8 protein-coding genes are annotated in these 9,894 nt (G+C 61.9%); 5 read left to right on the plus strand and 3 right to left on the minus strand.

All coding sequences use genetic code 11. From position 1 onward, the window contains the following. Positions 1 to 105: 105 nt before the first annotated feature. Positions 106 to 417 (minus strand): hypothetical protein, encoded by a 312-nt coding sequence (locus ROG8370_RS18905; RefSeq protein ID WP_139838230.1) that lies wholly within the window; start codon positions 415 to 417, stop codon positions 106 to 108. 40 nt (positions 418 to 457) lie between these two features. Here ROG8370_RS18905 and ROG8370_RS18910 point away from each other — a divergent pair, with 40 nt between their 5' ends. Continuing rightward, positions 458 to 1,087, plus strand: a complete 630-nt coding sequence (locus tag ROG8370_RS18910; RefSeq protein ID WP_085828701.1) for a LysE family translocator — start codon at positions 458 to 460, stop codon at positions 1,085 to 1,087. Between the two features lie 54 nt (positions 1,088 to 1,141). Here ROG8370_RS18910 and ROG8370_RS18915 read toward each other — a convergent pair whose 3' ends face one another. Further along, entirely contained in the window at positions 1,142 to 2,239 is a 1,098-nt protein-coding gene (locus tag ROG8370_RS18915) for a Hint domain-containing protein (protein ID WP_085828694.1), read from the minus strand. 1 nt (position 2,240) lies between these two features. After that, complete coding sequence (locus tag ROG8370_RS18920; protein ID WP_085828695.1) at positions 2,241 to 3,821, minus strand: Hint domain-containing protein; 1,581 nt, start codon at positions 3,819 to 3,821, stop codon at positions 2,241 to 2,243. 342 nt (positions 3,822 to 4,163) lie between these two features. On the opposite strand from ROG8370_RS18920, the gene dapE reads away from it, so the two are divergent. The 4 genes from dapE to ROG8370_RS18940 all read left to right on the plus strand — a co-directional run bounded on the left by dapE (position 4,164) and on the right by ROG8370_RS18940 (position 9,712). Further along, complete coding sequence (gene dapE / locus ROG8370_RS18925) at positions 4,164 to 5,315, plus strand: succinyl-diaminopimelate desuccinylase (RefSeq protein WP_085828697.1); 1,152 nt, start codon at positions 4,164 to 4,166, stop codon at positions 5,313 to 5,315. Between the two features lie 2 nt (positions 5,316 to 5,317). Then, positions 5,318 to 5,929 carry a TIGR04282 family arsenosugar biosynthesis glycosyltransferase gene (locus ROG8370_RS18930; protein WP_085828698.1) on the plus strand — a complete coding sequence of 204 codons (612 nt, stop codon included), beginning with the start codon at positions 5,318 to 5,320 and terminating at the stop codon, positions 5,927 to 5,929. 60 nt (positions 5,930 to 5,989) lie between these two features. After that, positions 5,990 to 8,257 carry a ribonuclease R gene (gene rnr / locus ROG8370_RS18935; protein WP_085828699.1) on the plus strand — a complete coding sequence of 756 codons (2,268 nt, stop codon included), beginning with the start codon at positions 5,990 to 5,992 and terminating at the stop codon, positions 8,255 to 8,257. 108 nt (positions 8,258 to 8,365) lie between these two features. Beyond that, positions 8,366 to 9,712, plus strand: a complete 1,347-nt coding sequence (locus tag ROG8370_RS18940; RefSeq protein ID WP_085828700.1) for a lytic murein transglycosylase — start codon at positions 8,366 to 8,368, stop codon at positions 9,710 to 9,712. Positions 9,713 to 9,894: the final 182 nt, after the last annotated feature.

The following is a 9,894-nucleotide window of genomic DNA, read 5'->3' on the forward strand; positions in this document are numbered from 1 at the left end:
TAAAACGGCGTTTGATGCGCCCAGAGATGAGATCATGGCTGGCGTCTAAAGCACCACCACGATCCAAAGGAGTTCGCTATAGATAGAAAGCATGGAACGGAAATATTACGCCCCCAGAGTCTGACGGCCCAAATGGTCATAATCGACCTGTCCGGTAATGAGATCACGGCGCGTGCGTAACCCCAACAAGGCCACGACCCGCGTGTCGATCAACAGGCCGGATACATATGAGCGACTTCCGAGAACATGCCAGAAATCATTTGCGAACAGCAGCCGGTACATACATTTGGGCCGGTCGCGTTTTCGAAAAGCGCCTAAAGGGGGCGCGACTTGTAGATGTTTCCTGTGCTTGGCTCTGAGTTCGGCACTTTGCGAGACTTGGCTGGCGGTTATGACGGTTTGACCGGCTTGAGCCATTGGCGGTATCCTGATCCGGTAGATGTGAAGGAACATGACGATGCCGATGGAAACTTACGTGCTCTACCTCGCAGCCGTCGCCGTGTTCTTCGCAACGCCTCCTGACACGAGCCAGCTTCTCATCATATCAAACAGTGTCCGGCACGGGCTCCGACGGAGCGTCTATACCATCGCGGGGAATTTGACGGCCAATAGCCTGCAAATGACGGGGGCGGCGTTTGGGCTGGCGGCAATCATCGCAACATCGGCAAGCGCGTTTATCTGGATCAAATGGTTTGGGGTTGCCTATCTGGGTTGGATTGGCGTGCAACTTATCTTGTCGAAAGATCAGCCGGATGACGTCACCGCCAACGCGTCCGGTTACTCTTTTCGCCTGTTCCGGCTGGGTTTCGTCACCTCGATGGCGAACCCGTTTGCCGTCGTGTTTTTCGGGGCGCTATTCCCGCAGTTCATCGACCCGACGATGCCGATCCTGCCGCAGTTGTTCATCCTCGGTACGACATATCTGGTGGTCGATGGGGCGATTTTGCTGCTTTGGGGCTGGTTGGGCGTGCGCGCGGCGACGGCATTGAAGCAGGTTTCCTTCGGTGTGGTGAACAGAGTTTGCGGCGCGCTCATGATTGGCGCGGCGGTGTTGCTGGCAACCAGGGATTTTCAACCAGATAGATAGGCTTGCGGTTCGATTGCGGACAGCCATGCACGCTACAGCATCGGGTCAAACCCGCTATGCGGCCCGGTTGAGGGCCAGCGTGATCGCTTCAAAGGGTTTGAGAACCGGCCAGATCGGCTTGGGGTGTTCGGGCAGGCGCGCGCGGTCACAGCCCGACAGAATCCCCGCGCCAAAGAGGTCCGCATTGCGCCGCAACCGGCCGACATAAAGGCTCTCGGTCGAGGCCCCGGCGGCGATGATCGCCTCATGTCCCGGCAGCAAAAGGTGATGATAGGTCACCACGTCCGGGGAGTCGGCGTAGAGCGCCGAGAACCCGTTCACGAGGTGGCGGGCAGGCACAAGAACCGCCTCGGAGCCGAACAGGTATTCCACCTCTGAGCCGCGGATCACCAGCCGCTGTTGCGGCGCCACCACGATATCGCGGCGCAATCCGAAATAGGGCGCGCGCAGGCGCACGGGGCGAAAGCTTCCGAAGGCGGGCACGCTACGGCTTACGTTTTGCAGCACGGGCACGATCTGCCCGTCATCCGTATCCACGCAATCCCCGCGTTTGAGCTCGCTTGCCGCCACGAACCCGGTCGGCGTGCACACCGGCACATTGGCACTGAGGCCCGGCATCGGGCCGATCGGCTCGATCTGGTCAGAGATGGCGATGAAGATCACGTCCGGGTCAAGCTGACGCTGGCGCGGGTCGGTGATGATGGTGTGCATATCCGCAAGCGGCATCGGATGCGGCGGCGGCAGAGAAATCGCATGCACGCGATCATTTTCGGGCCGCTCAAGCGACAAGCGCCCCCATTTCGCAGGCGCATCCCAGCAATAGGTCAGCCGAAGCGTATCGGTGCGGTCATCGGGCTGATAGGGCAGGGTGGCGTGACGCACATCCCCGGCCTGTGTCTCGATCAGAACGATGCCGCCATCGGGCAGCGCCTGAAGCGAAAAGCTGCCGCTCCAGGGGTGGCTGCGGCTAAAGGACAGAAGGGTTTGCGGACGCCCCTCGGAGGACAGGCGCGTCTCGATCATCAACGTGCCGCGCGGCATCAGCGCGCAATCATCAAGCAGGGCGGCATCAGCCATGGCTGGCGCCGCACCGCCAAGGCCGCCAAGGGCAAAGCGCCCCTCGGTCTGATCAGAGATGCCGATCCATCCCATCCTAGGCGGCCCGCCCCTGTGCCATCAAAAGCCGCGCTTCATAGCGTTTCAGGGTACGCCGCGCCGCGCCGCTATAGCCACGACCGGTTTCGGGGGCGATCTCGGGAAACAGCGCACAGATTTCGCGCACGATCTCGGCTTCGAAGCTGTGGTTGATCTTTGGCCCCGGCAGAAAGCTTTCGGTCGCGAGCCCTTCGGAGAACACCACCTGATGGCGATCAAACAGGATGTGGACATAGTCGACCGTTCCGCCCTCAATCCGGCGCACCGAGCAGTCATTGACCAGATCGCGCGCCGCCACGAGAACCTCGCCCTCGCCGAACAACTGCTCTGCAAGGCTGTCACGGATCAGCACGCGATGCAGGGGCGAAAGCAGCAATTCACGATGGCTGCCAAAGGTGTTGGCTGCGATCCGTATCGGCGCAAATTCACCCTGCGCGGCCACCCGACGCTGACCGATCCAGCGCAGCGGCTGCGCCCCGTCATCCTGCGTCATCACCAGATCACCCGGCGCAAGCGTTTCGACCGCGACTTCGCCGTCCGGCGTGCGGATCAGGGTGCCGGCAACAAAACAGGGCACGGAATCGACGGTGACAATGCCGACATCGGTCTGCCCGGTGCTGCTTTGCACGCCGTAGGTAAAGTTGAACACCTCGGTGTCGCCATCGCCGACCACTTCGATCGTGCCATCGCCGTTCAGCATCAACTGCTGACCCGAGTTGAGCGTGACAATATCGCCCGCCTGCACCGCCTGACCGTTGAGATGGGTGATCGTCAGGGTGCCCGCCGTGTTGTTGGCGTCATTGGCCAGTACATCAAGCGTGCGGGTGCCGTCGGGGAACAAGGTGGTGGCGTCATCCATCGCCACAAGCGTGGTCTGCACGCTGTTCCCGGCAATCAGAAGCGTGGAGTCGTAATTGCTGTCGGTGACATCCGCGATGCCGATCCGGATCGAGTTCAGCTCTCCGGCATTCACCGGAATGGTCAGGGTCAGAGTGGCAGTAAAGCCGTCCATCTCGGTGTTGAACTGATCCTGGGTGTTGTCGATGAACAGGTTGCTCGCGGATCCGGCATTGAGGTTGTTGGGGTCGATATCGCCATCGCCCACGCCAAGCGGCACAAGGTTGCCGTTGATCCAGACCCCGACAAAATCCTGAAAGGCCCCGGTGGCATATTCGGGATATTCCTCGGACGAAAAGACGAACTGCATCGTCATCACATCGCCGGTCGGGATGAAATCGACGTCAAGATAGGAGGCGTCGAAGGTCCGTGCCCCGGCGGCGGCGTCAAAACTCGGGTCGCCATTCGGCCCGCTTGAGGACGTCGTGGTCGAGCTGCTTTGGTTGGACTGAAAGAAGTTACGGTTGGTAAAGCCGCGCAAATCCCCGGTCGAGAACATCACGCCGGTATCAGAGGGCGTGACACCGGGGGCGATGCTATCGCCATTGGTGTAGATGCCCGAGGAATCCCGGTCGCCGGTATAGGATGCGCTGATCACCTGAACGCCATCGCCAAAGATGGTCTGCGCCATCTCTGTTGCAGAGGCCTCGCGATCAATCGGAATTTCTACGCCTGAAACCATCTTTGCCTCGACCCAATGTCAAAGGCAGCGCAATAACAGAACCAATGCCGGGTTTCCCCGCCAAACATGGGTGGCAAAGACGCGTCGTGATGTGCCTGGTGGCGCCTTGCTGCTCGTCGTGGGGCCGATTTGTCCTTTGCGGATCTGGCGGCCCTGGTTCGTCTTACCCTGCCTCGGGTGTTTTTTTATTGGCCTATGGTTAGCAAATTATCCGACTCTTGTTAAGGTTTAATCGTCTTTACGCTAGGTAATGTATGAGGGGGGTGCGCGCGTGAGATTTGCGCTCGGGCGAAATCCGCGCTAGGGCGCTTGAAATCGCGCTGAAGCCAGGATGACACTCCGATGCCCCATAGCCCTGTTGACCCCGTAAATCTGACCGCCGATCTGGTGCGCTGCGCCTCGGTGACGCCTGACGAGGGCGGTGCTCTGACGCTGCTCGAAGGCGTGTTGAGCGAGGCGGGTTTTGCTTGTACCCGGATTGATCGCGGCGGGGTCTGCAACCTCTTTGCCCGCTGGGGCGACAAGGGCGCGGTGCGCGCCTTTGGCTTTAACGGGCATACCGATGTGGTGCCCGTGGGCGACGCCGACGCCTGGAGCGTGCCGCCCTTTGGCGCGGTGCAAAAGGACGGCTGGCTTTGGGGGCGCGGCGCCACCGATATGAAATCGGGCGTCGCGGCCTTTGTGGCGGCGGCGGTCGATTTCGTGCGCACCACCCCGCCCGAGGGCGCCGTCATCATCACCATCACCGGCGATGAAGAGGGCGACGCGGAGGACGGCACCGTGGCGATCCTTGACTGGATGGAGCGCGAGGGCGAGGCGATGCGCGTCTGCCTTGTGGGCGAGCCGACCTGCCCCGAGCGCCTTGGCGACATGATCAAGATCGGGCGGCGCGGATCGCTTTCGGCCTGGTTCACCCTCACCGGAGTGCAGGGGCATGCGGCCTATCCGCATCGCGCGAAAAACCCGCTGCCTGCGATGGCGCGGCTGATGGATCGGCTCGCGAGCCATGAGCTTGATTCTGGCACCGAGCATTTCGATGCCTCGACGCTGGCCGTCGTGACCATCGACACCGGCAACCCGGCGACCAACGTTATCCCGGCCACGTGCCGCGCAACCGTCAATCTTCGCTTTAACGATGCCCATGACAGCACCTCGCTGATCGACTGGTTGCAGGGCGAGCTTGACCGCGTTGCGCAAGAATTCGAAGTGGCTGGCGAGATGACGGTCAAAGTCTCGGGCGAAAGTTTCATCACCCCGCCGGGGGAGTTGTCCGATCTGGTCGCCGCCGCGGTTGAGGCCGAAACCGGACGGGTGCCGGACTTATCCACCACCGGCGGCACCTCGGATGCGCGCTTTGTCAAAAGCCATTGCCCGGTGGTGGAATTCGGCCTTGTCGGGCAGAACATGCACCAAGTCGATGAACGCGCTGAAGTCGCGCAAATTCATGCGCTCAAGGCGATTTATGGCCGAATCTTGCGCGATTATTTCGCCTGATCATGCGTGGCCAACTGATTGTCATGCTCAAAGAGCCGCATCCCGGCCGGGTCAAAACCCGGCTTGGGCGCGATATGGGCATGGTCGGCGCGGCCTGGTGGTTTCGCCATCAGGTGATGCGGCTTTTGCGCGAGATCGACGATCCCCGCTGGCAGGTGACCCTCGCCGTCAGCCCCGATGCCGAAGGGCTTCAAAGCCGGTTTTGGCCCTTGCGGTTTGCCCGCGTGGCGCAGGGGCGGGGCGATCTTGGCGACCGGATGGGGCGGATCATGCGCTCGTGCCCGCCGGGGCCGGTCTGTATCATCGGAGGCGATATTCCCGGGATCAGGGCGGCCCATATCGCGCGCGCCTTTAAGGCGCTTGGGCGTAATGAGGCGGTGTTTGGCCCGGCCCCTGATGGCGGGTATTGGCTTGTCGGGCTCAAACGGGTGCAGGTGCCCGCGACGCTGTTTCAAGGGGTACGCTGGTCAAGCGAGCATGCCCTTGCCGACACCATCCAGAGCCTTGGTGGCGCGAGGGTGGTGCTTGTGGATCGCTTGCGCGATGTCGATACCATCGCGGATCTGGGGGCGGCGCGTCGCGCCCTTGCCTTCGCGCCTCGCGAGGCTGGCTGACAGGTCGGAAGAGCGGTTTTCCCGGATGACGGCGGGCTTGCTTCGTGCTAGGGCACCCTAATGAGCCATTTGCCAGATAAGAAAGAAATCCTGCAATGGATTTCGGATAACCCGACCCTCACCTCGAAGCGCGATATTGCCAAGGCTTTTGGCATCAAGGGCGCGGCGCGGATCGACCTCAAACGCATCCTCAAGGAGCTTGCGGAAGAGGGCCATCTTGAAAAACGCCGCAAGACCTACAGCGACCCTGACCGCCTTCCGCCGGTCAGTGTGCTTCAGGTTCAGGGCCAGACCGGCGATGGTGAACTTTTGGCCAAGCCGCTGGAATGGCAGGGCAAGGGCGTTGAGCCGGTTGTTCTCTTGATTCCGCGCGCCAGTGATCCGGCTCTCGGCGAAGGCGACCGCATTCTGGCCCGTCTGCAAGAGGTAAAGGGCGAGGCACATCATTACGAGGCCCGCCTGATCCGGCGCATCGGCACCAACCCGCACAAGGTCTTGGGGGTTTTCCGCCAAGGCTCGGATTCCGCCCGGATCGTGCCGATCGACAAGGGCGATGGCAAGGAGTGGCTGGTGGCAAACGACGCCACGGGTGGTGCCAAGGATGGCGAGTTGGTCGAGGCCGAGCAGGCCGGGCCTGCCGGGCGCATGGGCCTGCCGCGCGCCCGCGTGGTGGCGCGTCTTGGCGATCCGTCGGCGCCCAAGGCGGTGTCGCTGATTGCCATTCACCAGCACGGCATTCCCGATGATTTCTCCGACGAGGTGATGGCCGAGGCCGACGCGATGAAGCCTGCCGATCTTGACGGGCGCAAGGACATGCGGGACATGCCCCTGATCACCATCGACCCGGCCGATGCGCGCGATCACGACGATGCCTGTTGGGCGCACGCCGATGACGACCCCAAGAACGAGGGCGGGCATGTGATCTGGGTCGCGATCGCCGATGTGGCGCATTACGTGCGCCCCGGCACCGCGCTTGACGCCGAGGCCCGCAAGCGGGGCAATTCAAGCTATTTCCCTGACCGGGTGGTGCCGATGCTGCCGGATCGGTTGTCTGGCGATCTGTGTAGTCTTCATGAGGGCGTGCCGCGCGCCTGTATCGCCGTGCGCATGCAGATCAACGCGCAGGGCGACAAGATCGGTCATCGGTTCGAGCGTGGCTTGATGCGCTCGGTTGCCTCGCTGACCTATCAGCAGGTGCAGGCCGCGATGGATGGTGCGCCGGACGAGCAATGCGCGCCCCTGATGGAGGAGGTGATCAAGCCGCTCTATGCCGCGCATGACGCCCTCAAGAAGGCCCGCCACCGGCGCCAGCCGCTCGACCTTGATCTGCCCGAACGCAAGGTGGTGCTGAGCGACGAAGGCAAGGTTTTGTCGGTCAATTTCACCGACCGTCTTGAGGCGCATAAACTGATCGAAGAGTTCATGGTGCTGGCCAATGTGGCCGCCGCCGAGGCGCTGATCGCGCGCAAATCGGCGCTGCTGTTCCGGGTCCACGAAGAACCCGCGCCCGAAAAGCTTGAAACCCTGCGCGATGTCGCCGAAGCGGCGGGGCTTGTGCTTGCCAAGGGGCAGGTCCTCAAGACCGCGCATCTCAATGCGCTTTTGCATGCCGCGCGCGACACCGATCATGCCGAGGTGATCAACATGTCGACCCTGCGCTCGATGACGCAGGCCTATTACGGGCCGCAGAATTTCGGGCATTTCGGCCTTGCGCTTCAGGCCTATGCGCATTTCACCTCGCCGATCCGGCGCTATGCCGACCTTGTGGTGCACCGCGCGCTGATCTCGGCGCATGGCTGGGGCGATGACGGGCTAAGCCACGAGGAAGAGGCCCGCCTTGACGCCACCGGCCAACATATTTCCGAAACCGAGCGGCGCTCGATGGTGGCCGAGCGCGACACCAATGACCGCTATCTCGCGGCCTTTTTGTCGGAACGGTTGGGCGAGGAATTCACCGGTCGGATCAGCGGCGTGGCCAAGTTCGGCGTCTTTGTGCGGCTTGATGAGACCGGCGCCGATGGTCTTATTCCGGTGCGCAGTCTGGGGCGGGAATTTTTCCACTTTGACCGCGAGGCGGGCACCTTGATGGGTTCAGACACGGGGCTTACGATCGGGCTTGGGCAGCGGGTGACCGTCAAACTCTCCGAGGCGGCGCCGGTCACCGGCGGGATCGCGCTTGAGCTGATCAGCCTTGAGGGCAAGACCATGCCGCGCGGGCCACGCGGCGCAAAGGGCGGGGCGCGCGGCAAGACAGGCCATCGCAAAATGGGCAGCGCGAAACGCAGGGCGGCCAAGGTGAAGCGCAAAACGGCACGCGGCCAGCGATAGATTGCCAAGCTTGTGGCGACGGTTCGCCCGGTTTCAGCAAGATTGCTTTTGATTCGGCAACAATCAGGCTATGATTGAGCAAAGCCGAACTCAAAAAAGGGCTAGAGCATGCAGGCGTCGATCATTGGACTTACAAGCGTTTTCCTGATGGTGAGCACCGCTTTGGCAGGTGCTGTCGAGGTGTCGTTAAGGCCGCAAATGCGTCCCGGATCAGGGATTGTGACGGCGGCGGCGGTGGTGTCGATCGACGTGCCGATCCGATCCTTGCGGCCCCAGATGCGGCCCAAGGCCCTTGCCGACGGCGAGGCGCGGATCATTCCGGCAAGTGCCAACAAGGCGTTTGACCGCTGGATTTCAGGGTTTCGGGGCCGTGCGGCGCAACAAGGCATTCGCACAGGAGTTTTCGATCGCGCCTTTCGCGGCGTGCAATATAACACCTCGGTCATTCAGAAGGACCGCAACCAGTCGGAATTCAAAAGCCAAATCTGGGATTACCTCGATAGCGCCGCCTCGCCGGTGCGCGTCAAGAACGGGCAGGCGGCCCTGCGCAAGCATCGTCGCACCCTGACGCGGATCGAACAGAAATATGGCGTTGAGAAAGAGGTCGTAGCGGCGGTTTGGGGCCTTGAAAGCACCTACGGCGAGCGGCGCGGGGAGATCCCGCTTATCGAGGCGCTTGCAACGCTGTCCTTTGATGGGCGGCGCGGCAAGTTCTTTGAAAGCCAGCTGATCGCCGCCCTCAAGATCTTGCAGGCCGGAGATGTGAGCCCGGCCGACATGAAAGGGTCCTGGGCCGGGGCAATGGGGCATACCCAGTTTATACCGACGTCTTACCTGGCCTATGCAGTTGATTTCACCGGCGATGGCAAGCGCGATATCTGGTCGGATGATCCAAGTGACGCGCTTGCCTCGACCGCCGCCTATCTCAAGCGGTTCGGCTGGACCAAGGGCCAGCCCTGGGGGGTTGAGGTGCGTCTGCCGCGCGGGTTCAACCATGCCTCGGCGGCGCGCAAGAACATGAAGTCACCGGCGCAATGGGCGGCGCAGGGGGTTGTCGGGCTTGATGGCAAGCCAGTGCCGAATTACGGCAAGGCCTCGATCCTTTTGCCCGCGGGCGCGCAGGGCGCGGCCTTTATGATCTTCAACAATTTCGCGGTGATCGAGCGCTATAACAAGGCCGACGCCTATGTGATCGGGGTCGGGCATCTGTCGGATCGCCTGAAAGGTGGGCCGGAAATTCAGGCCAGCTGGCCGCGCGGGTACAAACCCTTGTCGTTTGATGAGAGAATGGAAATGCAGCGGCGCCTGCAGCGCAAGGGCTTTGGCGTCGAAAAGATCGACGGGATCATCGGTCCCAATACGGTCGAGGCGATTCGCAGCTTTCAGAAATCGGTCGGGGCGACGCCGGATGGCTTTCCCTCGCAAGAGCTTTTGGCGCTGTTGAAGCGATCCTGAGGCGGGCAGAAGCGAACCACCGCCGAGGCGAGAGAGTGAGATCAGGGCGGATTTGAGTATCCACGCCGTGGAGCAAACCCTCCGACTTCCAGTCGGACCCGCTTCAGCGTGAAAGAATCGCTTTATGATCGTACCCTCAGAAAAATGAGCCGCAGCCGGGTCGGAGGCTCATTTTTCTGAGG

Origin of the sequence: Roseovarius gaetbuli, from assembly GCF_900172365.1 — a bacterium.
GTDB classification, from domain to species: domain Bacteria; phylum Pseudomonadota; class Alphaproteobacteria; order Rhodobacterales; family Rhodobacteraceae; genus Roseovarius; species Roseovarius gaetbuli.